Consider the following 22,307-nt stretch of genomic DNA (forward strand, 5'->3'; position numbering starts at 1 on the left):
AATGCTCTCCTTCGTCACCCTTGGGCTTGACCCGACCATGACGAAGAGAGCGAGGAGCCGTTTGTCAGCAGTCTGAGCCCGGCCATCGCCCGGGCCTTCCGCCTCGTGTGCCGGACGTCATTGCAGGTCCAGCAGCCGCTCCAGATAACGGCGCTCGATCTCGCCGCCCAGCCCGTTGCTGAGCTTCTCGCGGATGGATTCGAGAATCTGGCGCGCGCGCTGCACGTCGATCTCGTCCGGCACCTTCACCTGATCGCCGAACTCGGGGCCGGACGTGGCGCGCGGACGGCCAAGCGGGTCGCGGCCGTTCTGGTTGCCCTGGCCCACCATGCCCGGTCCTTGCTGGCCCTGCTCGCCCTGGCCCTGCCCCTGCTGCATGGCCTGCATCATCTGGTTCATCATGTCGCGCGCACCGCGACGCAGCGCCTCAAGCGCCCGGCCCTGGCCTTCGACGGCACGGCCGCCCTCGCCTTCGCCAAGCGCCTCGCCCGCGCCCTTCATCTGCTCGCCGGCCTCGCCGAAGCCCTCGCCCGGCTGCATGCCCATGTCCGCCAGCCCCTTTTGCAGTTCTTCCAGCTTGCGGCCGAGCGCATCCTGCTGTTCGCGAAGCTGCTTCAACGCGTCGCGAAGCTGCTGCTCGGTCATCTGACCGCCCTCGCCCTGCTGCTGTTGCTGGGGGTCGCCGTTCTGGCCCTGCTGCTGGTCGGGCCGGTCGAAGAGGTCGCCGTCCTGTCCCAGTTCGTCGTTTTCCATCATGCGGTTCTGCAATTGCTGCTCCAGATTGAACGTCTGGTCCATCAGCCTTTGCTGCTCCTGCATCAACTCGCCCAGCCTGTCGATCTGCTGGCGCATGGGGCTGTTGTCCTGCTGCTGGCCGGGGCGCTGGTTCGGACGCCCGGCTTGCAGGTTGTTCATCATGCGCTGCAATTCGGAAAGAAGCTGCTGGGCGGCGTCATTGTTGCCGGACCGCGCCAGATTCTCGATCTGGTCCAGCATGCGGTTCAGATCCTGCTGGCGCAGCGTGTTTTCCGCCATCCGGCCCTGCATGTTCGGGTTCTGCTGCATCTGCCGCGCCAGTTCGGACAGATACTGTTCCATCGCCTGACGCAACTCGGCGGTCAGCCGGGCGATCTCCTCTTCCGAGGCGCCGCGTTCGAGCGCTTCGGACAACGCCTTCTGGGCGTCGCGCATCTGCCGCTCGGCCATCGAAAGATCGCCGTCCTCGAGACCCAGCGCGATCTCCCAGAGATAGTCGGCGGCCCCCTTCAGGTCATCCTCGGTGCGGGCCGTCTCCATGCGTCCCAGCGCGGAGCGGATCAGCAGGAAATTCTTGAGGTTGGGGATCGTCTCCTCCGGGCGCAGCGCCAGCACCTCGTTCAGTTCGATGGCGCGCGGCAGGGCCGACGTATCCAGCGAGAAGGTCTGCCGCTGCTCGGAAACCGACGCCGCCAGCGGCTCGTAGAAACGCCGCGCGGGCATGGTCATCTCATAGGGTTCGCTGCGCCCTTCCTGTCCCGCGGCATCGACGGCCACCAGCGTCACGCGCACGCGCGTTCCCGACAGCGGATGCTCCGTCAGGTTCCGGCTGGTCAGCCCCTTGATCGTGGCATTGCCCCGCCGCGGCAGGTCGAGCTTGTAGTCCGGCGGCGGAAACAGCGGCTTGGCGCCCGGCAGTGGCTCCTCGACCGGCTCGATGTCCGCCCGGGCCGATTGCACGCCGTAATCGTCCCGCGTCATGAAGCCGATTTCGAGAGCGCCGTTGACGCTGACGCGCGGCTCGCCGTCAAAGGCGATTTCCGGTGTCTTGTCGGGAATGACGGTGAAGGCCCAGCTCTGGCCGTTGACGGCCAGAACGCCGTCCTCCTCGAGCGTCATGCCATAGCTGCGGGCGCCGGCGTTCGCCGCCGCGCCTTGCGGCGCAGGGGCTTCGGCAGCATCGAGCGTCACATCGTCGCCACCCGAAGCGGAGGTGAAGGTCAGGACTTCGCCCTTGCCCTCGCCGGCGATCCGCACCGTCAGTTCGGAGCCTTCCGGCACTTCCGCCGGCCCGCCGCCGGCCTCGGCCCGCGCGGTCAGATAGACGGGCGCGCGGCCGGTATAGGAAGGCGGCGTCACCCAGGCGTCGATCCGCAGGCCGGGATCGACGGCGCTGCCCGCGCCGGGCGAGACGAAGGCATCCATCAGACGGCCGGCGCCGTTCGAAAAGGAAAAGCCGAAGGCCGCGGCCAGAAGCAGCACCGGCGCGGCGCGCAAGCCGTTGCGGTCGAAGCGCGACAGGTCGGGGCTCGGCATGCCGGCGTCGAGCGTCGCGATGCGCTCCGCCATGCGGATCTGGTGCTCGCGCCACAGCGCCCGCGCGAAAGGCGTATCGTTGGCCGGACGATCCTCCTGCGCGGCCACAGGCTGGTGCGCAAGTCCGTTCCGCTCCTCGAGCAGCCGGTCGGCGGCATGCGCATCCGGCCATTCCAGCCGGAACAGCGGCCTGAGCGAACCGATGAAGGACAGCGCCAGCCCTGCGAGAAGAACGATCCGCGCCCAGTCCGGCAGGATGCGGAACACGCCGAACCAGGCGAGCGAGACGAACACGGCCGCGATCGAGGCCGGGACGATCAGCCTCGGCAGCAACCTCTCGAAAAACAGGATCGCCCTCGCCGTCACTCTCTTGAACGCGAGCTGCCGGGCAAGGCCGGGTCGCGCGGCGAATGCGCTTGCGACCGAACGCTCCTTCTGCCGGCTGTCACCGTTCATGCGGTTCTCCTATCCATGCAAAGGCGTGCCTTGAAGTCGGGAGGATAACACCCTTTGTGGCGAAGGCGAGGTCGCGCCTCATGTTTTCGCGCCGTTTGCGTGCATTTCGCCGGAATGTGAACGCCCGGCACCGCTGCTGCGGAGATTTTCCACATGGCGGGCGATCTCTTCCAGAAGATGGTCGTGGATGCCCATAGCCCGCAACTGCGTCAGCGTGTTGAAGAGATAGGCGTCGTTTGGCCCCGAGATCCCCGAGGCCGCATCGACGATCCGCGCGGCGACCTCCGTTTCGGGCGAACCGGCATATTGTGCATGGGCGGGATCGGCGACATAGACGACCCCCCCCACCCGGCGCCCGTCCGCCAGCGAAAGCGTCAGCAGCTTTTCCTTGTAGACATTGGTGACGAGTTCGCGTTCCCGCAGATAGGCGAGCACGCTGCCCCATTCCTCGGGCGCGACGCGAAAGGCCACGCCCGAACAGGAGCCGCCGCGGTCGAGCCCCAGCACCAGGCCGGGATGGCTTTCCGTTCCGCGATGCACCCAGGAATAGATGCAGAGCGAGCGACGGTAGCCGCGAAGCCGCGCCTTTGCGCTTTCCACATGGGGAAAACCCGGATTCCACATCAGGGAACCGTACCCGAAGACCCAAAATTCGTCCATTTCGCGCGCCAATTCGTGAAATCCGATTGATTCGCCCTATAACAAGGCTGAGGCAAAGACCCAGGCCGGCCAACGACCCACGGAAGGAAGCATGACATGGAGGTAACGCAACCCGCAGCCGGCGGCAAGGCATCGGGCCGCAAGTGGCTGCTGGCCGTCGGGGCGCTCGCCGCCCTCGCAGCGGTCTATGCGGGCGGATGGCACCTCGCCGCTTCCCACCTGCGCGGGAAGTTGCTGGCCGCCCTTGCCGGTCAGGACGACAGGGGCCGGAGCATCGACTGCCGGCGGATGACCACCGGCGGCTTTCCCTTTTCCATGACGCTGAACTGTTCGGCGCTGGAGGTCGACGATGTGGAGCACGGCATCTCCACGACGCTCGGGCCGGCCGAGGCCCGTATTTCGATGTTTTCCCCCGATCGCGTCCGCTCCACCTTCAGCGGGCCGGCGGAAATCCGCTCGGTCCAGGGGCTGCTCGTCAGCGAATGGAGCGCATTGGCAAGCGAGGTCGGTTTCGGCCTGAACGGCATGCAGTCCATCCGCGTCGAGGCCGATGCCCTGAAGACCAACTTCACAGACCCAGGCAGGGGCAACGGCCTTCAGGCCACGGCAAACCGCTTCACCGGCTCCCTCGACGGGGAAAGCGGCGACCTTGTCGCCGGCGTCACGGTGGAGGAGGCGAAACTGGCGCGAAACGGCGTCGCGCTGCCGCTGCCGCCGCTGACGGTGGACGCGGCCCTGACCGTCGACGGGCGCGGCGATCTCGCAGGCCGCCTGGACCGGCAGGCGCTCTATGGGACGAACGGCGAGATCCGGCGCTTCGCCGCCCGCCTCGGCGAAGGCCGCGACATCGTCGTCACCGGCCCGTTTTCCGTCGACGATGCCGGGCGCATCTCCGGCAAATTCAGGATCGAGGCAAAGAATGTCGCGGCCTGGATCGAGGCCGCGCAGCAGGCCCTGCCGGAAGCCGCGCCCCTGATCGAAACGGTCGGCTCGCTGATCCGCAGCTACACCAAGGGCGATACGGACCTTTCCCTCGACCTGACCGTGAGAGACGGCCAGGTCTTCGTCGCCGGCTTCATTCCCGTCGGCGAGATCCCGCCGCTCTGATCGAGAGCATTTCCGGTAAAAGCGTAAAGCGGTCTTGCGCCGGGAAATGCGCAAGAACAACGGGTTCGACCGGAATCAGGACTTCTTGGCCGCGCCGTGACGGCCGAAGTCCGGCTCGTCCACATCCTGCCCGGCCTCGACGATGGAGCGGCGGATAGTGCGGGTGCGGGTGAAGAGATCGAAAAGCTTGTCGCCCTCGCCCCAGCGGATCGCCCGCTGGAGATAGGCCAGATCCTCGGAAAACCGCGCCAGCATTTCGAGGATGGCGTCCTTGTTGTGCAGGCAGACGTCGCGCCACATGGTCGGGTCGGACGCAGCAAGGCGGGTGAAGTCGCGGAAACCCGAGGCCGAATATTTGATGACTTCCGACTGCGTGACCGCCTCCAGATCGTCCGCCGTGCCGACGATGTTGTAGGCGATGATGTGCGGCAGGTGCGAGACGATGGCCAGCACCTTGTCGTGATGCTGCGGGTCCATCTCGTCGACGCGGCTGCCGAGCGCCTCCCAGAAGCCGCGCAGCCTGTCGAGCGCGGTCCTGTCCGTTTCCGGCAACGGCGTGAAGATGCACCAGCGGCCGGCGAACAGCCCTTCGAAACCGGCGTCGGGACCGGATTTTTCCGTCCCCGCCAGCGGGTGGCCGGGAATAAAGTGAACGCCTTCCGGCACATGCGGCTGCATCTGCGCGATGACGGACGCCTTGGTGGAGCCGACATCCGTCAGGATCGCCCCTTTCCGCAGCGTCGGGGCGATCTGTTCGGCAACCGCGCCGGAGGCGCCGACCGGCACCGAGACGATGACCAGATCGGCATCCTTCACCGCTTCCGCCGCCGAAGCCGTGTAGGAGGTGCCGAGTTCCAGCTCCTCGGCGCGCTTCAGCGTATCGGGACTGCGTGTCGAGACCGAAATCTCGCCTGCCAGTCCGAGTGCCTTGACGTCGCGGGCGATGGACGAGCCGATCAGGCCGATGCCGATCAGCGCGATCTTTTCAAACGGAGCTTCGCTCATGTCAGGCCCGCCCCATGAATTCGCGCAGCGCGTCGATCACGCCGAGATTGGCCTCCTCGGGACCGACGCTCATGCGCAGCGCATTGTCGAAACCGTAGGACCGGACGGCGCGCAGGATGTAGCCGCGCGCGGTCAGGAAGGCATCCGCATCCGCCGCACGCCGGCCGTCCTCTTCGGGAAAATGGATCAGCACGAAATTCGCCACCGACGGCGTGACCCTGAGGCCTAACGCCTCGAAGGCCTCGGCAAGCCGGCCGATCCAAAGCGCATTGTAGGCCACGGCCTGCTCGATGAAGGCCTGGTCGCGCATCGCCGCCGCCCCGGCGGCGATGCCCGGGGCGCTGATGTTGAACGGGCCGCGCACGCGGTCGAGCGCGTCGATGACGTGCTCCGGCGCATAAAGCCAGCCGAGACGCAGTGCGGCAAGTCCGTAGGCCTTGGAGAAGGTGCGGGTCATCACGACGTTCTGGCAGGAGGAGACGAGTTCCAGTCCCGCCTCGTAATCGTTGCGGCGAACATATTCCGCATAGGCGGCGTCGAGCACCAGCAGCACATGCGGCGGCAGCGCGGCGTGAAGCCGGCGGATTTCGGCGACGGGCACATAGGTGCCGGTCGGATTGCCCGGATTGGCGATGAAGACCGCCCTGGTCCTGTCCGTCACGGCGGCGAGGATCGCGTCGACGTCGACGCGGCAATCCCTTTCCTTCACCGTCACCGGCGTCGCGCCGGCGGCCATGATCTGGATCTTGTAGACCAGAAAGCCGTGTTCGGTGACGATGCCTTCGTCGCCCGGGCCGAGATAGACGTGGCAGAGCAGGCCGAGAAGCTCGTCGGAACCGTTGCCGCACAGGATGTTGGCCGCGTTGAGCCGGAAGGTGGAGGCGATCGCCTCGCGCAGTTCCTTCGCCTGCCCGTCCGGATAGCGCTCGAGCTGGCCGGCGGCGGCCCTGAACGCCTCGATGGCCCGGGGGCTCGGCCCCAGCGGCGTCTCGTTCGCCGAAAGCTTGAAGACCCGCGCCACGCCCGGCGCATGCTCCTTGCCCGGCACGTAGGCGGCGATATCCATGACACCGGGGCGGGGCGCGGGCTTGGTCTTCTGGGCAGTCATCGTTCTCAACCTTCGGGATGGCCGGCCGCCAGACGTTCGGCGGCCCGGATGGTGCCGCCGGGATTAATCCCGAAACGGCCGTTTGTCGAGAGAAACCGGCATTCTTGTGGTCGGCACGCCCTGTGGCGAAAGAACGGGCACGAAAACGCGGCGCGAGGCGCGCGCGGCAACCGGCAGGCCCTGATAGAGCCGCTTCTGCGCCTCGACGACGGTCACGCCGGAAAAGGCGGGCCAAAGCCTGCGACCGATGGCCTCCAGCGTCCGCCACGGCTTCAGCATGTAGCCGTGCGGCGACGGCGGGAAAAGCAGCGCCTCGGCGAAGGCGCCGGGCGTGAAATTCGTCTGGCGCAGCAGCCCGGTCAACTGGCCGCGCGAATAGGGCCGCCCGGAGCCGAACGGCGTGTGTTCGAGCCGCGCCCACAATCCTCGCCGGTTCGGAACGACGATGACGAGGCGCCCGCCGGGCGCCAGCACCCGCCAGATCTCCTTCAGCGTCTCGACGGGATTTTCGGCGAATTCCAGGCAATGGACCATTAGAACGCGGTCTATCGACGCGTCGGGCAGCGGCAGTTCCTCGTCGAAGACGAGCGCCGTCGCGGACTTCGCGCCCACCGGCCAGTTCACCGCGCCCTGGGGGGCGGGCATGAAGGCGAAGGTGCGTTCGGTTCCCTCGAAAAAGCTGTCGAGAAAGGGCACGGCATAGCCGAGGCCGACGAGCCGCTCGTCCGGCAGGCGCGGCCACACGGTCCGCAGCGCTGCGGTAATCGACTGCTCCGCGAGGTGGCCGAGCCGCGAGGAATAGAACTGCCTGAGATCGACGATATCGGTGTGCATTGCCCCGACGCTACCAGAGAAAGGTTGGACTTCAAGGCCCGAACCACTACATTTCCGGCGTAACCTCCCTGAAACGGAGAGAAAGCTTGCAATGACCGCATTTCAGATAGACGTTTTCCCCTGTCGCAGCGACAATTTCGGTGTTCTCCTTCACGATCCGTCAAGCGGCGTGACGGCCAGCATCGACGCACCGGAAGAAACGCCGATCCTGGCGGCCCTCGAGCGGCATGGCTGGACACTCACCCACATCTTCACCACCCACCACCATAACGACCATGTGGCCGCCAATCTGGCGCTGAAGGACCGGTTCGGCTGCACGATCATCGGCCCCGTCCACGAATCCGTGGCGATCCCCGGCATCGACCGGACCGTGGGCGACGGCGACAGTTTCGAATTCGGCGGCGAACCCGTCCATGTCATCGAAACCCCGGGCCACACCGCCGGGCACGTCTGTTTCCATCTGCCGGAAAGCAAGCTGCTCTTCGCCGCCGATACCCTGTTCGCCCTGGGCTGCGGACGCCTGTTCGAACGTCCCGCCGCGGACATGTGGCATTCGTTGCAGAAGCTTGCCGCGCTGCCGGACGAGACGGCGGTCTATTTCGGCCACGAATACACGCTGTCGAACGGCCGCTTCGCGCTGACCGTCGATCCCGACAACGAGCGGCTGAAGGCGCGTGTCGCGGAGGTGGAGGAAACGCTCAAGGCCGGGCGCTACACGATCCCGACCTCCATCGGGCTGGAGAAGGAAACCAATCCCTACCTGCGCGTCGCCGATCCGGCCATTCGTCGCAACCTGCTCATGGAGACCCGCGAGAACGAGGAGGTCTTTGCCGAAATCCGCAAGCGCAAGGACAACTTCAAGTGACGGCAGCCGAAATCGTCGCCGCGCTCGGCATGGCGCGGCATCCGGAAGGCGGCTGGTACAGGGAAACCTTTCGCGACGCGGAAGACGGCGGGCGGGGCCGGTCCACGGCGATCTATTATCTGCTCGAAGCCGGCGACCGTTCGCACTGGCACCGCGTTTGCGACGCGGCGGAGGTGTGGCACTATCATGCCGGCGCCCCTCTCGCCCTGTCGCTGTCACGGGACGGCATGAGCGAGGAGACCATGATTCTCGGGCCGGACATTCCGGCCGGGGAACGGCCGCAGGGCGTCGTGCCCGCCGGCTGCTGGCAATCCGCCCGCTCGCTCGGCGACTATACGCTGGTGGGCTGCACGGTGGCGCCGGGCTTTATCTTCGAATCCTTCGAAATGGCCCCGCCCGGCTGGAAACCGGGCACCTGATCAGGCGGCGGCCACGGTTTTCCGGCGCCGGAAGATCATGTCCTTGGACGCAAGGACCGCACCGCCCGTGACCAGAAGGCAGGCGAGCGCCAGCCGCCAGCCCGGCTGGCCGTAACCGGCGGCGAGAAGGATGAGCGTCGAGAGAATCGGCGTCGTATAGCTCGCCGCGCCCAGCACCTGGATATCGCCGTTCTTCACGCCATAATCCCAGGTGTAGAAGGCAAGGCCGAGCGGCAGCAGGCCAAGCGCGACCACCATCGACCACTGGAAGGCCGTTTCCGGCCAGACCGTGGTTTCAAGCGCCAGGTGGCAGACCCCGGACAGGATGGCGGTGGCAAAGCAGAAACCCGTGACGGCATCCGTGGGCACCGAGCCGAAGCGGCGCGACAGAAGCGAATAGGAGGCCCACGTCGCGGCGGCAAGCAACGCTGCGCCATAGCCCGCCATATAGGCCGGGTTGAAGGCGACATTGCCGCCGGCGACGAGCAGGACCGTGCCGCCGAGGCCGATGGCCGCGCCGAGAAGATGATGCCAGCCGAGCCGTTCGCCCGGCAACAGGGCCGAACCGACGACGATCAGCAGCGGCCAGAGGTAATTGACCAGCGTCGCCTCGACGGCCGGCGCATTCCGCAGCGCCGTGAAATAGAGGAAATGATAACCGAACAGGCCGCCGATCCCCACCAGCCAGACCCTCAGCGGCTGCCGCAGCGCCTTCAGCCGCGCCGGCCGCGCCGCCATCGCCACGAGGCCCGGAACGCTGCCGAGCGCGAACGCGACGGCCGTGAGCTGGAAAGGGGGCATGTTGCCTGAAGCCGCCGTCAGCGTCGCCAGGAAAGCCCACATCAGAATGGTCAGGAAACCGATCAGCGTTGCCCGAAATTTCACGCCACATCCCCATGAGCGCACCGCCTCGCGGCACGCGGAAAGCAGGGGCCGACACACCCCGGTGATACCAACAGATAGCGGCCCAGGGTCAGGGCCCGTTCAATTGACGCATTCTGTTCGAAGTCATGGGATTGGATGGAAGCAAACAAGCGCAAGACAAGACCTTATGGTCTTGTCGAGCATTGTTTGCGATCAGCCGACCCATGACTTCGAACCCGAAGGGCGTTGCGGATTTCGCGCCCGGACGTCGTCGGGAAGATTTGAAAATGATCGGCATTTCCTGCATCTTCCCTCCTCGCCGGACACGAAATCCGCAACGCAGAATGCGCCAATTGAACAGACCCTGACCCTAGTTCCCGAACCGGGTAGCGGCAATCACCAGAGTGCCGGTTTTCGTGGGGATGCGCGCATAGACCGGCGCATATAAATCCACAACGTCCGATTTGGCAAACCAGATTTCCATCGAAACGGACTTCAGATACTCCACATCCTTGCGGTCGCGGCGATAACCCGCCTTCGGCACGTAACGCGCGCCGCAAACGATGGCCTCCACCTGCCTCTTGCCGATGGTGAACGGCTTCGTCCCCTTGTCGGTCAGTACGATGTCCATCCGCGTCTCGCCGTCGTAGATCGGCAGGGTGGAGGGGCAGATCCGGCTTCCCGCCGGGATCATCAGGCCGGACAGCGGATCGGCGACGCGCCTGAGATCGGCGTCGCGCACGGCGACCCAGTTGTCCGGATTGCGGCGCGGCGCCGGCGTGATCGTGGAACTGGTGACGTTGCCGTTGCGCATCTTCACGTCGTAAACGCGCGAACGCTCCCCGCGCTTGTAGACGAGGCGATAGTCGCCGGCCGCAAGGCGCCCCCGCGCAACCGCGCCCTCCACGGTGGTCTCGCCGGAAATCGTCGTCAGCAGACCGGCAATGCCCGCCGTGCGGAACCGCCCGGCGACGGAATAGCCCCTGTCCTTGAGAACCGTGTCGAAACTGGCCGTCGCGATCGTGAACCCGGCCAGCCTCACCGTATAGTCGGTGACGTGCCGGCCCGCCGTCTGGGCAACGGAAATGGCGGGGATCGCGAGGAAGAGCGTCAGAAAGCTTGCCAAACGCAAAGCTGATGTCATCGGGTTGCCTCATGCAGGGAACGGCACCTTATACTCTGCGAGCCTTGCGAGGAAAATAGGGCAAGCGGGCCGGAATTCCGGGAATCTGCACCCGACGGCTTGACGCCGCCGCGTCATCTGACTATAGAACCGCAACTTTCCAATTGTCACCCGTTGGATCGCGGTTCGGGCTTTGTCCGACAGAACGGTTCATGGGCTCATAACAAGCAGGTGTACCATGTCCCGTATTTGCGAATTGACCGGCAAGGGCGTCCAGTCGGGCAACAATGTCAGCCACGCCAACAACAAGACCAAGCGCAAGTTCCTGCCGAACCTGTGCCAGGTCACGCTGATCTCCGACGCTCTCGGCCAGCGTTTCCGCCTCCGCGTTTCGGCGGCTGCCCTGCGCTCCGTCGAGCATCGCGGCGGTCTCGACGCCTTCCTTCTGAAGTCCGACGAAACCGAGTTGAGCTCGCGCGCCCGTCTGCTGCGCCGCCAGATCGTCAAGAAGACGGCTGAAGCTGCATAAGCGGCACCGCAGTCTTATCGAGGTTGAAGAGGCTTGACGGCGCGCCCGTTCAAGCCTTTTCCTTTGCCTTGTTGTCAAACCCGAACTGGTGGCATCACCCAGGATAAAAAAATGCGGAAGACACCCGTCATTATCATCTACATCGCCCTGATGACGCTGATCGTCGTCGCCTCCAACTTTCTCGTGCAGTTTCCGGTGAATGCCAGGATTGCCGGGATCGACCTGGCCGACATCCTCACCTGGGGCGCCTTCTCCTATCCCGTCGCCTTCCTCGTCACCGACCTGACGAACCGTCAGTTCGGCCCGTCCGCCGCCCGCCGCGTCGTCTTCGCGGGCTTCGTGGTCGGCGTGTCGCTGTCCTTCTTCACCGCCGTGCCGCGCATCGCCATCGCCTCCGGCACAGCCTATCTGGTCGGGCAGCTTCTCGACATATCGGTATTCAACCGCCTGCGCCGGCAGGCCTGGTGGCGCGCGCCCCTCACAGGTTCGCTGGTCGGCTCGGTGCTGGATACGGCGATCTTCTTTTCGCTGGCCTTCGCGGCCTTCTTCGTCTTCCTCGGCCCGAACGACGATTTCGCGCTGGAGGCGAGCGCGATCCTCGGCGTGCTGCCGGCGGACGCGCCCCGCTGGGTATCGTGGGCCATCAGCGATTTCGCCGTCAAGATGCTGATCGGCCTCGTCATGCTGCTGCCCTACGGCGCGCTGATGAGCGTCGTCAAGCCGATGCCCGCCGCAGACGCCGTGCCGGCCAAGGCGTAAGCCGGCGGCACGCCCCGCCCGTATCGCCACAAAGGTCCAAGTTCGCTTCCGCTCAATCCGCGAAGCGGAACTCCAGCATCAGCGTATTCTGGAAAATGGAGTGATTGTCGTCGGATATGACGATGATGCGGGGCTGGCCGTCCGGTCCCTCGACCACGTCCAGCCCTTCCATGTTGTCGATGCGATGCGAGAAATCGACATCGATCAGAACCTCGCCGTCGGCGACCGAGCCGGGACGGATGGCTTCCCCCGGAATGCGGCGGATGCGCATGCCGATGCTCCGCGACAGGCTGAAGCGCCGCTCCAGGATCAGCAGGTCGCCGTCCGGCAGGAAGGCGCCATCCGTGATTGCGTACTCGTCCGTCCGCCTTACCGAGAAACGGCCTTTCAACGGTCCGCCGAGAATGGCCGCCAGCACGTTGCCGTCCCGGTCCGTGCTGTTTTCGGAAACCACGACGAGCGCCCCGCCCAGAGGGCTGGAAGCCGGCGAAAGCGCCAGTGTTTCGAGGCTTCCATTGTGGCGCAGGCTCGAAACCGGGATGAGCGGATCGATGGCGGCGATCGGCCTGGAGGCCGCAAAACCCGGATCGGTATAGAGGTCGATGCGGTGACGCTGCTCGAAGCCGACGGCCACACCGCCGGGCACGAGGGCGAGGCTTTCCGAATCCATTTCCGACTTGCCCGGCGACGGACGCCCGCGACGGTCCAGCATCTCGGAAATATCGGCGTCGCGAATGCCGACGATCCGCCCCGCCGGATCGCGCACCAGCGTTCCGGTGAACCAGTGCCCGGTATCGAGCACGCCCACGAAATCGCGGCCGTCCGGGCGGAAGCGGATCGAGGACCACGCCCCGAACAGCGGTTCGCCGGAGGTGAGACGCAAGCCGCCCATGAATTCCAGCACGCCGAAACGTGAGTTTTCAATGCCGGTCTTGAAGGAGACGATCGGCTGGGCGTCGATGTCGAGCGGAGCGGCCAGTGCCGCTCCTGTAAAGCCGCAGACGAGGACGGCAGCCGACAGAAAGCGACGCAAACCCGATCCGGCCAATCGGCTCACCCGGCCCGGCGCCGACCGCGCCCGCCCGTATCTTCCGCAAACAGCGAGGCAAGCTGTTCGGTCATCGCGCCGGCCAGTTCGTCGGCATCGACGATCGTCACGGCCTTGCGATAGTAGCGCGTCACATCGTGCCCGATGCCGATGGCCAGCAGTTCGACCGGCGAACGCGTCTCGATCTGCTCGATCACCGCGCGCAGGTGCCGTTCGAGATAGTTGCCCGGATTGACCGAAAGCGTCGAATCGTCGACCGGCGCGCCGTCCGAAATCATCATCATGATGCGCCGCTGCTCCGGCCGCGCCAGCAGCCGGTTATGCGCCCAGATCAGCGCTTCGCCGTCGATGTTTTCCTTGAGCAGGCCCTCGCGCATCATCAGGCCGAGATTGCGGCGCGACCGGCGATAGGGCGCATCCGCCGACTTGTAGATGATGTGGCGCAGGTCGTTGAGACGGCCCGGATTGGCCGGCTTGCCCTCCGCCAGCCACTTCTCGCGCGATTGCCCGCCCTTCCACGCCTTGGTGGTGAAGCCGAGAATCTCCACCGAGACGCCGCAGCGCTCCAGCGTCCGGGCGAGAATGTCGGCGCAGGTGGCGGCGACCGTGATCGGGCGTCCGCGCATAGAGCCGGAATTGTCGATGACCAGCGTCACCACCGTGTCGCGGAATTGCGTGTCGCGTTCGCGCTTGAAGGACAGCGGCTGCATCGGATCGATGACGAGGCGGGTGAGGCGCGCCGGATCGAGATAGCCCTCCTCGAGATCGAAATCCCACGAGCGGTTCTGCTGCGCCATCAGGCGGCGCTGGAGACGGTTGGCGAGCCGCCCGACGGCACCCTGAAGATGGGCGAGCTGCTTGTCGAGTAGCGCCCGCAACCGGTCGAGTTCGGCCTCGTCGCAAAGCTCTTCGGCCGTGATGGTCTCGTCGAACTCCGGCGTGAAGACGCGGTAGTCGACCTTCTCGTTGAAATCGTCGAACGGCGTCTGCGGCCGGCGGGTTTCGCCGGGCGTTTCGGAATCGTCGTCGGAATTGTCGTCCATCTCCTCGTCGGAGACTTCCGCGCCATCCATCTCGCCGTCTTCCATCTCGTCCTGGGCGGCCTCGCTCTCCTCGGCCGGCGCGGCTTCGGAACCGGCTTCCTCCTCGACGCTCTCCTCGTTCTGGTCGTCCGAACGCGGCTGGTCGTCGTCGTTGCTTTCTTCCGACTCGTCCGGCTCGCTGTCGTCGTCGCCGTAATCCTCGGCGACGCCCATCGACGCCATCATGTGGCGCACGGCCTTCGCAAACGCCTGCTGATCCTCGACCAGCGCACTCAGGTCGCTGAACTGGTCGCCCGCCTTCTCCTCGAAGAAGGGGCGCCACAGGTCCAGCACCTTGCCGGCGCTCGGCGGCGGCGCCTCGCCGGTCAGCTTCTCGCGCACCAGCATCGCCAGCGCCTCGCCGATGGGCGCGTCTTCCTTCGCCAGGATGCCGGCGAAATTCGCCTTGGCGTATTTCTCGGCATGCATGCTGGCAAGGTTCCTGGCCGTGCCGGCCATGCGCAAGGCGCCGAGCGATTCGATCCGGGCCTGCTCCACCGCATCGAAAATCGTGCGCGCGTCCTGACCGCCAGGCGACATGACGGCATGCACATTGGCGTCGTGACAGGCGACCCTGAGCGCCATCGCATCGCCGATGCCGCGCGTCACGGCGAGTTCCTGCAATGTCGGCCGCTTGGAAAGATCGGGAAGGCGGATGCGTTCGGCGGTCAGCCCCGGCCGCTCGTTGGCGAAGGCGACGTCGATATCGGTCTTACCGGCGATCGAGCGCACGCATCCGGCAAGCGCGCGGCGCACCGGCTCCATATCGACGACCGTCGTTGATTTCGCTTTCGAATTATCGCCTTGACCGGACATGCTCGCCGTATTCCTGAAACACGTCCCCGGCGGATTTCGCCGCACGGAGACCCGTTGATTGCAGACCGGACGATCCGGACACGAGCCCGGACCGCCACTCGTATCGGGCGGCGCGCCTTACGCGCTGATCACGATATTGGCAGCGCTTTCCTTCAGTTCGACGCCGAAGGCGCGCTGGTACTGTTCGGCCACCAGATTGCGCTCCAGCTCGTCGCACTTGTTGAGGAAGGTGACGCGGAAGGCAAAGGCGACATCCCCGAAGATCTCGGCGTTTTCCGCCCAGGTGATGACCGTGCGCGGGCTCATGACCGTGGAAAGGTCGCCGTTCATGAAGGCGGCGCGGGTGAGATCGGCCACGCGCACCATGCGCGATGCCGTCTCGCGGCCTTCCTTGGTGGCAAGGCTCTTCACCTTGGCGCAGACGATATCGACCTCCTTGTCGTGCGGCAGGTAGTTCAGCGTGGTGACGATGGACCAGCGGTCCATCTGCGCCTGGTTGATCTGCTGCGTACCGTGATAGAGGCCGGTCGTATCGCCGAGGCCGACGGTGTTGGCCGTCGCGAACAGGCGGAAGGCCGGGTGGGGACGGATGACGCGGCTCTGGTCGAGAAGCGTCAGGCGGCCCGAGGATTCCAGAACGCGCTGGATGACGAACATCACGTCCGGGCGGCCGGCATCGTATTCGTCGAAAACGAGCGCGACATTGTGCTGGTAGGCCCAGGGCAGGATGCCGTCCTTGAACTCGGTGATCTGAAGTCCGTCCTTGATGACGATGGCATCCTTGCCGACCAGATCGATGCGGCTGACGTGGCTGTCGAGGTTGACGCGCACGCACGGCCACTTCAGACGGGCGGCGACCTGCTCGATATGGGAGGACTTGCCCGTGCCGTGGTAGCCGGAAATCATCACGCGACGATTATAGGCGAAGCCTGCGAGGATGGCGAGCGTCGTCTCGCGGTCGAACAGATAGTCCGGGTCGAAATCGGGAACATAGGAATCCGCCTTGGAATAGGCCGGTACGCGGATATCGGAATCAATGCCGAACACCTCCCTGACGGAAACGGTCGTGTCGGGCAGTTCGGAAATCTCGGGGTCGATCGTGCTCATAATATCTCCAGGACGGCCGCCGGAGAGACGGCCGGATCATCTAAATTCGCGTCGCCATCGCTTGGTTCAAAGGTTTAGAGCATAGACGCCCTCTTTGGAACCGTTTTGACGCCAGGAATTTTCATCCGGCGCGAGGTTTTTTCCGACAGACGGACGCTCAGCAGAAGCCTGCCTGCTTGAGAAGCTGATAGGCCTGCACGACGGCACGGAACCGCTCCTCCGAGGCCCGGTCGCCGCCGTTGGCGTCGGGGTGATGCCTCTTCACCAGTTCCTTGTAGTGGCGCTTGATATCCTGCGCCGTCGCGCCGGCGGTCAGCCCCAGCGTGTCGAAGGCCTTCGCCTCCAGCGTCTTCAGCTTGCGCTGCACCGGGCTGGAGCGGTTCGGGCCGCCGCGCCGCTGCTGCACGAAGCCGAACGGGTCCTTGATGCGGGCCTGCGCTCCCGCCGAGCCGGAGCGCGCCGTCGAATGCAGCGGGCTCGCCTTGGCGGCGCTGTTCACGCCGATCGTCCAGGTCGGGCGATGTCCCGTCACCGCCTCCTTCTGGTAGCGGGCGACTTCGTTGTCGGACAGGCCGGAGAAGTAGTTGTAGCCCTTGTTGTATTCCTTGACGTGCTCGAAACAGAAAAAGAAGAATTCGCCTTCGGCATGGCGGCCGACGGGGGCACGGTGAGCGCCCTTCTCGTTGCAGCCGTCCCACTGGCACACGGGTCCGGTGGCCTCGGGTTCGGAGGCTTTTTTCCGGCGGGTGCGGATACGGTCGAAATATTTTGAATCGAGTCTCATCATGGCGGATCATTATCGGCGCGGCGGCGGGCCGAAACAAGAATTGACAAAGGTGTTTGTTGGTGGCTTTTGGGATGCCCGCTTCATATAGGTACGGTCACAGGCATGCGCATCCGCGAGAGCATCGAAAATCGTCTGCGAGAGACATTCCGCCCCGAACGGCTGGAGGTGATCGACGAAAGCGCCCGCCATGCCGGCCATCAGCCGGGCATGACCGGCGAGGCGGAAACCCATATGCGCGTGCGCATCGTCGCCGGCGCCTTTTCCGGCCTTTCCCGCGTCGGCCGCCACCGGGCCATCAACGACCTCCTGAAACCGGAACTCGACGCGGGCCTGCACGCGCTCGCCATCGAGGCCGCTGCACCGGGCGAGCCGGTGCGGTGGTGATCAGGCCCTTTCCGTCGAAACCGGCTCGTCTGCCGGGCGGATGCGCAGGCGGGTGATGCGGTTCTTCTCGCGCTTCATCACGAAGAAGCGCTTGCCGTGGAAGGTGAAGGACTGGCGCTCCTCGGGAATCATCTGCGATTCGTGAATGACGAGACCGGCGATCGTCGTTGCGTGATCGTCCGGCAGCGCCCAGTCGAGCGCGCGGTTGAGGTCGCGGATCGGCACCCAGCCGTCGACGACGATGGAACCGTCGGCTTCCTGCCCCACGCCCCGCACGTCGATATCGTGCTCGTCGGCGATGTCGCCGACGATTTCCTCCAGAATGTCCTCCAGCGTCACGAGGCCCTGCACCTCGCCATACTCGTCGACGACGATGGAGAAATGCACCTTGCGGCGCAGGAAGGCATTGAGCTGGTCCTTGAGATTGGTCGTGTCCGGCACGAACCACGGTTTCTGGGCGACCCGGGAAATGTCGAGATTTCCGGGCTCCATGCCCGGCTCCGCCAGCGCCCGCAGCAGATCCTTCGCATGGACGACGCCGATGATGTTATCGATGGAACCGCGCCAGACCGGCAGGCGGGTGAAGGGGCTTTCGAGTATCTGGCGGATCACCTCGCCGGGCGCATCGTCGGCGTTGACGGCCCGCATCGCCGTGCGATGCACCATGATGTCGTAGACGGCCAGTTCGCCGAGATGCAGGATGCCGTCCAGGCGGTCGCGGTCGTCCTTGAACACCGACCCCTGGCCGTAGAGCCGGTCCACCGTGCCGCGCAGCCGCTCCTGCGCCGAAAGCGCCGGCCTGCCGCCGGGGAGGAAGCCCCGGAGCCAGGCGAAGAACCGGCGAAGGAAGGCCCTTACGCTCATTGCGGATATTTTTCCTTCAGGAAGGACAGGACTTCCGAGGCGGGAACGTCGTCGGCCACGAAGGACTGCCCAACGCCATGCGTGAGGATGAAGGTGAGCTTGCCGCCCTTCACCTTCTTGTCCTGAGCGATGGCATCCATCAGTTCCTCGGCCGGCGGCAGGGCGCCCGGAATCTCGTCCACGCTCACGGGCAGACCGGCTTGCCTGAGATGCGTGCGAACGCGGTCGGCATCATCGCGGCTCGCAAGATTGAGGCGGGTGGAGAATTCGTGCGCCAGAACCATGCCGATGGCGACCCCTTCGCCGTGGACGAGGCGGGCGGAATCGTATTGCACCGCCGCTTCCAGCGCATGGCCGAACGTATGGCCGAGATTGAGCAGCGCCCGCGCGCCGTTCTCCCGCTCGTCCGCGGCCACGACGGCAGCCTTCGCGCGGCAGGACGCCGCGATCGCCTCGATGCGCGCCGCGCCGCCCGTAAACACCTCCTCGCGGTTCTTTTCCAGCCATGCAAAGAAGTCCGGCTTGTCGATCAGGCCGTATTTCGCCACCTCCGCATAGCCGGCGCGGAATTCGCGCTGCGACAGCGTGGCGAGCGTCTGCGTATCGGCCAGCACCAGATCGGGCTGATGGAAGACGCCGACGAGGTTCTTGCCGTGGCGGGTGTTGATGCCGGTCTTGCCGCCCACGGAGGAATCGACCTGCGCCAGAAGCGAGGTCGGCACCTGCACGAAGCGCACGCCGCGCTTGACGATGCCGGCGGCGAAGCCGGCCAGATCGCCGATCACGCCGCCGCCGAGCGCGATGATCATGTCGTTGCGGTCGAGCCGCGCCGTCAGGGCCAGGTCGACGACGGCGATCAGGTTGTCGAAATTCTTGGTCTTCTCGCCCGCCGGCAGCGTCAGGGAAACGGCTTCTATGCCATCGGTCTGGAGACTGTCCGTCAGCGTTTCGAGATAAAGCGGCCCGACATTCCCGTCGGTGACGATGGCGGCGCGGCGTCCCTTGAGCCGGGCGGTGATCTCGCCGCCGGCGCGGGCGATCATGCCGGGGCCGATCAGGATATCGTAGGAGCGGCTGCCGAGCGGCACGCGCACGAGCTGTTCCGCTCCGGTGCCTTCGATGATGTCTTCCTCAACGGCGGTCATGGGTCTTGTTCCTCGTTCGCGAAGCCGGCGATGGCCGTCAGGACGTCCCTGACGATCGCATCCTTGCGCACGTCACGCGACTGCACGGTCAGATCCGCTTCGGCATAGATCGGATAGCGCTCTTTCATCAGGTTTTCGAGCGTCTCCTTCGGGTTCACGGTCTTCAAAAGCGGCCGGCCGTCCCGCCGGCTCACCCGGTCCCACAGGACGTCGAGTTCGGCCCTGAGCCAGATCGAAAGGCCGCTGCCCTTGATCTGCTGGCGCGTGTTGGGATTGATGAAGGCGCCGCCGCCCGTCGAGACGACGCGCGGTCCCGTCTGGAGAAGGCGCTCGATCACCCGCGTTTCCAGCGCGCGGAATTCCGCCTCGCCATAGGCCGTGAACAGTTCGGTGATGGTCATGCGCGAGACGCGCTCGATCTCGTGGTCGGAATCGACGAAAGGCAGGCCCAGCTCCTGCGCGACCATCCTGCCGATCGCGGATTTTCCGGCGCCCATCAGACCGACGAAGACGAGGTTGCGGCCGCCCAGCGCGGCGCGGGCACGCTCGCCGAGAGGTTTCGATATCGCGGTCGGGTCAGAGCTGTTCATGATCGTCTTCGTTTCGATTGCGCGATGGTATCGGCAAATGCGCGGGAAGCGTCAAGCCGTGGTTAATGAAAACTTGGAACCTTACTGGCCATGTTTTAGGGTAAACGGTCCGGCTGCGGCCGCCATCGCCACGGGAGGGCGACATGCCGACACTCTACCGCCTGCTGTTTTTCGGCGGCACCTTCGTCGCCTGCATCTATGCCGCGATGCTGGCGCTGGTGATCTTCGTCGATCCCGGCGAGAGGGATATGGTGATCCGCATTCCGCCGGGCGGCGTGCCGGGCGTTCCCGCAACGGTCAACCGCTGAGCGATGGCCAGTCTCGACGCAGCCCATATCGAGGCCTTCCTCGAAATGCTGAGCGCCGAACGCGGCGCATCGGTGAACACGCTCGCGGCCTATCGCCGCGACCTCGAGGATCTGCGCACCTTCCTGAAACAGCGCGGAACCGGCATGCTGGAAGCCGGATCGGCCGATCTTTCCGCCTATATGACCCGCCTTGCGGGCGAGGGGCTGAAAACCACGTCGCAGGCGCGCAAGCTGTCGTCGCTGCGCCAGTTCTCGAAATTCCTCTATGCCGAGGGCCTGCGCACCGACGACCCCTCCGCCATTCTGGACGCTCCGAAAAAAGGCCGCCCCCTGCCGAAGACGATGGGGGTCGATCAGGTGACGCGGCTGCTCGACTGCGCCGCGAAGGAGGCCGAGGCCGCCCAGCCGGAGGAACGGCTGAAACGGCTGCGCATGCTGGCACTCGTGGAACTGCTCTATGCGACGGGAATGCGCGTCAGCGAGCTGCTGGCCCTGCCCGCCCGGGTATTGGGCGAGGAAGGCCGCTTTCTCGTCATCCGCGGCAAGGGCGCGAAGGAACGGCTGGTGCCGCTGTCGCGCGCCGCCATCGCCGCCCTGCGGGAATATGGTGCCGCCCTGGCGGCAGCCGCGGAAACCGACGCGCGGCTGAAGGACAGCCCGTGGCTGTTTCCCGCGGCTTCGAAGGAAGGCCACCTGCCGCGCCAGGTCTTCGCGCGCGACCTGAAGGACCTTGCGATCCGGGCCGGGCTCTCGCCTTCCCTGCTCTCGCCGCATGTGCTGCGGCATGCCTTCGCGAGCCATCTTTTACAGAACGGGGCCGACCTGCGCGCCGTGCAGGAACTGCTCGGCCATTCCGACATATCGACGACACAAATCTATACCCACGTGCTGGAAGAAAGGCTGCAACAGCTCGTTCAGACCCATCACCCCCTTGCCAAACAGGGTAAAAAGCCGGATTAGAGACCCCGAAACGAATGACGGGAGCACTGTCCGCGGCACCGGACAAAACGATTGGAAGTGGATGTCATGCATCACTATCTCGACTTTGAAAAGCCGATCTCCGACCTCGAAGCCAAAATTCACGAACTGAAAAAGCTGAAGGCAGAAGACGAGAGCATCGACATCTCCGACGAGATCACCCGTCTCGAGACCCGCGTCAACGAAGCGATGGTCGATATCTACGGCCGGCTGAACGCCTGGCAGAAGACGCAGGTCGCCCGCCATCCGCAACGTCCGCATTTCATCGACTATGCCGCCAATCTGTTCACCGATTTCACGCCGCTGGCCGGCGACCGCAAGTTTTCCGAGGACGCCGCCATCCAGGCCGGCCTTGCCCGCTTCCGCGGCCAGCCGGTCGCGGTCCTCGGCCAGGAAAAGGGCCACGACACCAAGACGCGCATCCTGCACAATTTCGGCAGCCCGCGCCCGGAAGGATACCGCAAGGCCGTCCGCGTCATGGAACTGGCCGACCGCTTCGGCCTGCCCATCGTGACGCTGGTCGATACCGCGGGCGCCTATCCGGGCGTCGGCGCGGAAGAGCGCGGCCAGGCCGAGGCCATCGCCCGCTCCACCGAGATGTGTCTCCAGGTCAAGGTGCCGATCGTCTCCGTCGTCATCGGCGAAGGCGGTTCGGGCGGCGCCATCGCCATCGCCACCGGCAACCGCGTCTACATGCTGGAACATGCCATCTATTCGGTCATCTCGCCGGAAGGCGCCGCCTCCATTCTCTGGCGTGATTCGAGCCGCGCCAAGGAAGCCGCGACCAACATGAAGATCACGGCGGAAGACCTGAAGAGCCTCGGCATCATCGACGGCATCATCAAGGAGCCGACCGGCGGCGCCCATCGCCATGCCGAAAAGGTCATCACCGAAACCGGCGACGTGATTGCCGCCGCGCTGGCCGCGCTCGGCCCGCTTTCCGGGACCGAGCTGCGCGACGAGCGCCGCCAGAAATTCCTGGATATCGGACGCAATCTCTGATGCCCGGCAGGGCGCTGCCGGGCGCGACCGCGGCGGCCCGCCTCGGCCATATTGACGCTTCAATCCGTCGGTAACAAAGTGGTGAGGGCCAGACGCCGGCGACAAGGTTAAGTTTTTGTGAAGGCGAATGCTCTATATTTGCGGAACGGATGGCGGATGGTAAAACCTGCGCCGC

Annotated in this window: 22 protein-coding genes and 1 pseudogene; 9 read left to right on the forward strand and 14 right to left on the reverse strand. The window is 65.4% G+C overall.

Features of this window, described 5'->3' with window-relative positions:
- Nucleotides 1–117: 117 nt before the first annotated feature.
- The gene (locus NOF55_RS18980) at nucleotides 118–2,748 is read right to left on the reverse strand and encodes a TIGR02302 family protein (RefSeq protein WP_306412691.1); all 2,631 of its coding nucleotides are present in this window, start codon (nucleotides 2,746–2,748) and stop codon (nucleotides 118–120) included.
- Between the two features lie 78 nt (nucleotides 2,749–2,826).
- Nucleotides 2,827–3,408, reverse strand: coding sequence for a gamma-glutamylcyclotransferase (locus NOF55_RS18985; RefSeq protein ID WP_306412692.1), 582 nt, complete (start codon nucleotides 3,406–3,408; stop codon nucleotides 2,827–2,829).
- 96 nt (nucleotides 3,409–3,504) lie between these two features.
- Here NOF55_RS18985 and NOF55_RS18990 point away from each other — a divergent pair, with 96 nt between their 5' ends.
- Complete coding sequence (locus NOF55_RS18990; protein ID WP_306412693.1) at nucleotides 3,505–4,515, forward strand: DUF2125 domain-containing protein; 1,011 nt, start codon at nucleotides 3,505–3,507, stop codon at nucleotides 4,513–4,515.
- Between the two features lie 75 nt (nucleotides 4,516–4,590).
- Here the strand turns inward: NOF55_RS18990 and NOF55_RS18995 are convergent, their stop codons facing one another.
- The 3 genes from NOF55_RS18995 to NOF55_RS19005 all read right to left on the reverse strand — a co-directional run bounded on the left by NOF55_RS18995 (nucleotide 4,591) and on the right by NOF55_RS19005 (nucleotide 7,462).
- The gene (locus NOF55_RS18995; protein WP_306412694.1) at nucleotides 4,591–5,520 is read right to left on the reverse strand and encodes a prephenate/arogenate dehydrogenase family protein; all 930 of its coding nucleotides are present in this window, start codon (nucleotides 5,518–5,520) and stop codon (nucleotides 4,591–4,593) included.
- 1 nt (nucleotide 5,521) lies between these two features.
- Nucleotides 5,522–6,628 (reverse strand): histidinol-phosphate transaminase, encoded by a 1,107-nt coding sequence (hisC, locus tag NOF55_RS19000; RefSeq protein WP_306412695.1) that lies wholly within the window; start codon nucleotides 6,626–6,628, stop codon nucleotides 5,522–5,524.
- A gap of 63 nt (nucleotides 6,629–6,691) precedes the next feature.
- Entirely contained in the window at nucleotides 6,692–7,462 is a 771-nt protein-coding gene (locus NOF55_RS19005) for a class I SAM-dependent methyltransferase (protein WP_306412696.1), read from the reverse strand.
- Nucleotides 7,463–7,553: 91 nt separating this feature from the next.
- On the opposite strand from NOF55_RS19005, the gene gloB reads away from it, so the two are divergent.
- Complete coding sequence (gene gloB, locus NOF55_RS19010; RefSeq protein ID WP_306412697.1) at nucleotides 7,554–8,327, forward strand: hydroxyacylglutathione hydrolase; 774 nt, start codon at nucleotides 7,554–7,556, stop codon at nucleotides 8,325–8,327.
- Nucleotides 8,324–8,746 carry a cupin domain-containing protein gene (locus NOF55_RS19015; protein ID WP_306412698.1) on the forward strand — a complete coding sequence of 141 codons (423 nt, stop codon included), beginning with the start codon at nucleotides 8,324–8,326 and terminating at the stop codon, nucleotides 8,744–8,746. The genes gloB and NOF55_RS19015 overlap by 4 nt, the downstream gene beginning before the upstream one ends.
- Here NOF55_RS19015 and yddG read toward each other — a convergent pair whose 3' ends face one another.
- On the reverse strand, nucleotides 8,747–9,631 hold the full coding sequence (gene yddG / locus NOF55_RS19020; RefSeq protein WP_306412699.1) for an aromatic amino acid exporter YddG: 885 nt from the start codon (nucleotides 9,629–9,631) through the stop codon (nucleotides 8,747–8,749).
- Nucleotides 9,632–9,980: 349 nt separating this feature from the next.
- Complete coding sequence (locus NOF55_RS19025; protein ID WP_306412700.1) at nucleotides 9,981–10,754, reverse strand: DUF3108 domain-containing protein; 774 nt, start codon at nucleotides 10,752–10,754, stop codon at nucleotides 9,981–9,983.
- Between the two features lie 217 nt (nucleotides 10,755–10,971).
- On the opposite strand from NOF55_RS19025, the gene rpmB reads away from it, so the two are divergent.
- On the forward strand, nucleotides 10,972–11,262 hold the full coding sequence (gene rpmB, locus NOF55_RS19030; RefSeq protein ID WP_306412701.1) for a 50S ribosomal protein L28: 291 nt from the start codon (nucleotides 10,972–10,974) through the stop codon (nucleotides 11,260–11,262).
- Between the two features lie 111 nt (nucleotides 11,263–11,373).
- On the forward strand, nucleotides 11,374–12,021 hold the full coding sequence (locus NOF55_RS19035) for a queuosine precursor transporter (protein WP_306412702.1): 648 nt from the start codon (nucleotides 11,374–11,376) through the stop codon (nucleotides 12,019–12,021).
- 52 nt (nucleotides 12,022–12,073) lie between these two features.
- Here NOF55_RS19035 and NOF55_RS19040 read toward each other — a convergent pair whose 3' ends face one another.
- The 4 genes from NOF55_RS19040 to NOF55_RS19055 form a co-directional block, all read right to left on the reverse strand.
- Complete coding sequence (locus tag NOF55_RS19040; RefSeq protein ID WP_306412703.1) at nucleotides 12,074–13,054, reverse strand: esterase-like activity of phytase family protein; 981 nt, start codon at nucleotides 13,052–13,054, stop codon at nucleotides 12,074–12,076.
- A gap of 20 nt (nucleotides 13,055–13,074) precedes the next feature.
- Nucleotides 13,075–14,967, reverse strand: a complete 1,893-nt coding sequence (gene cobT / locus NOF55_RS19045; RefSeq protein ID WP_306412704.1) for a cobaltochelatase subunit CobT — start codon at nucleotides 14,965–14,967, stop codon at nucleotides 13,075–13,077.
- Between the two features lie 117 nt (nucleotides 14,968–15,084).
- Complete coding sequence (cobS, locus tag NOF55_RS19050; protein WP_306412705.1) at nucleotides 15,085–16,074, reverse strand: cobaltochelatase subunit CobS; 990 nt, start codon at nucleotides 16,072–16,074, stop codon at nucleotides 15,085–15,087.
- A 157-nt stretch (nucleotides 16,075–16,231) separates the two neighbouring features.
- A complete protein-coding gene (locus NOF55_RS19055) occupies nucleotides 16,232–16,858 on the reverse strand; it encodes a J domain-containing protein (RefSeq protein ID WP_306412917.1) in 627 nt (208 codons plus the stop codon).
- Nucleotides 16,859–16,963: 105 nt separating this feature from the next.
- Here NOF55_RS19055 and NOF55_RS19060 point away from each other — a divergent pair, with 105 nt between their 5' ends.
- Entirely contained in the window at nucleotides 16,964–17,245 is a 282-nt protein-coding gene (locus tag NOF55_RS19060) for a BolA family protein (RefSeq protein WP_306412706.1), read from the forward strand.
- Here NOF55_RS19060 and NOF55_RS19065 read toward each other — a convergent pair.
- The 3 genes and pseudogenes from NOF55_RS19065 to NOF55_RS19075 form a co-directional block, all read right to left on the reverse strand.
- Nucleotides 17,246–18,124, reverse strand: a pseudogene (locus tag NOF55_RS19065) (HlyC/CorC family transporter); the annotation flags it as partial. It abuts the gene before it with no gap.
- On the reverse strand, nucleotides 18,106–19,254 hold the full coding sequence (aroB, locus tag NOF55_RS19070) for a 3-dehydroquinate synthase (RefSeq protein WP_306412707.1): 1,149 nt from the start codon (nucleotides 19,252–19,254) through the stop codon (nucleotides 18,106–18,108). The gene aroB and the pseudogene NOF55_RS19065, both read right to left, overlap by 19 nt.
- A complete protein-coding gene (locus tag NOF55_RS19075) occupies nucleotides 19,251–19,844 on the reverse strand; it encodes a shikimate kinase (RefSeq protein WP_306412708.1) in 594 nt (197 codons plus the stop codon). The genes aroB and NOF55_RS19075 overlap by 4 nt, the downstream gene beginning before the upstream one ends.
- A gap of 143 nt (nucleotides 19,845–19,987) precedes the next feature.
- Here NOF55_RS19075 and NOF55_RS19080 point away from each other — a divergent pair, with 143 nt between their 5' ends.
- The 3 genes from NOF55_RS19080 (at nucleotide 19,988) to NOF55_RS19090 (ending at nucleotide 22,132) form a co-directional block, all read left to right on the forward strand.
- A complete protein-coding gene (locus NOF55_RS19080; protein ID WP_306412709.1) occupies nucleotides 19,988–20,152 on the forward strand; it encodes a hypothetical protein in 165 nt (54 codons plus the stop codon).
- A 3-nt stretch (nucleotides 20,153–20,155) separates the two neighbouring features.
- Nucleotides 20,156–21,112: a site-specific tyrosine recombinase XerD gene (locus tag NOF55_RS19085; RefSeq protein ID WP_306412710.1), complete on the forward strand. Its 957-nt coding sequence runs from the start codon at nucleotides 20,156–20,158 to the stop codon at nucleotides 21,110–21,112.
- Between the two features lie 66 nt (nucleotides 21,113–21,178).
- Nucleotides 21,179–22,132: an acetyl-CoA carboxylase carboxyltransferase subunit alpha gene (locus tag NOF55_RS19090; RefSeq protein WP_306412711.1), complete on the forward strand. Its 954-nt coding sequence runs from the start codon at nucleotides 21,179–21,181 to the stop codon at nucleotides 22,130–22,132.
- The last annotated feature ends 175 nt before the right edge of the window (nucleotides 22,133–22,307 follow it).

It is taken from the genome of Ectorhizobium quercum (assembly GCF_026552795.1).
Taxonomy (GTDB): domain Bacteria; phylum Pseudomonadota; class Alphaproteobacteria; order Rhizobiales; family Rhizobiaceae; genus Ectorhizobium; species Ectorhizobium quercum.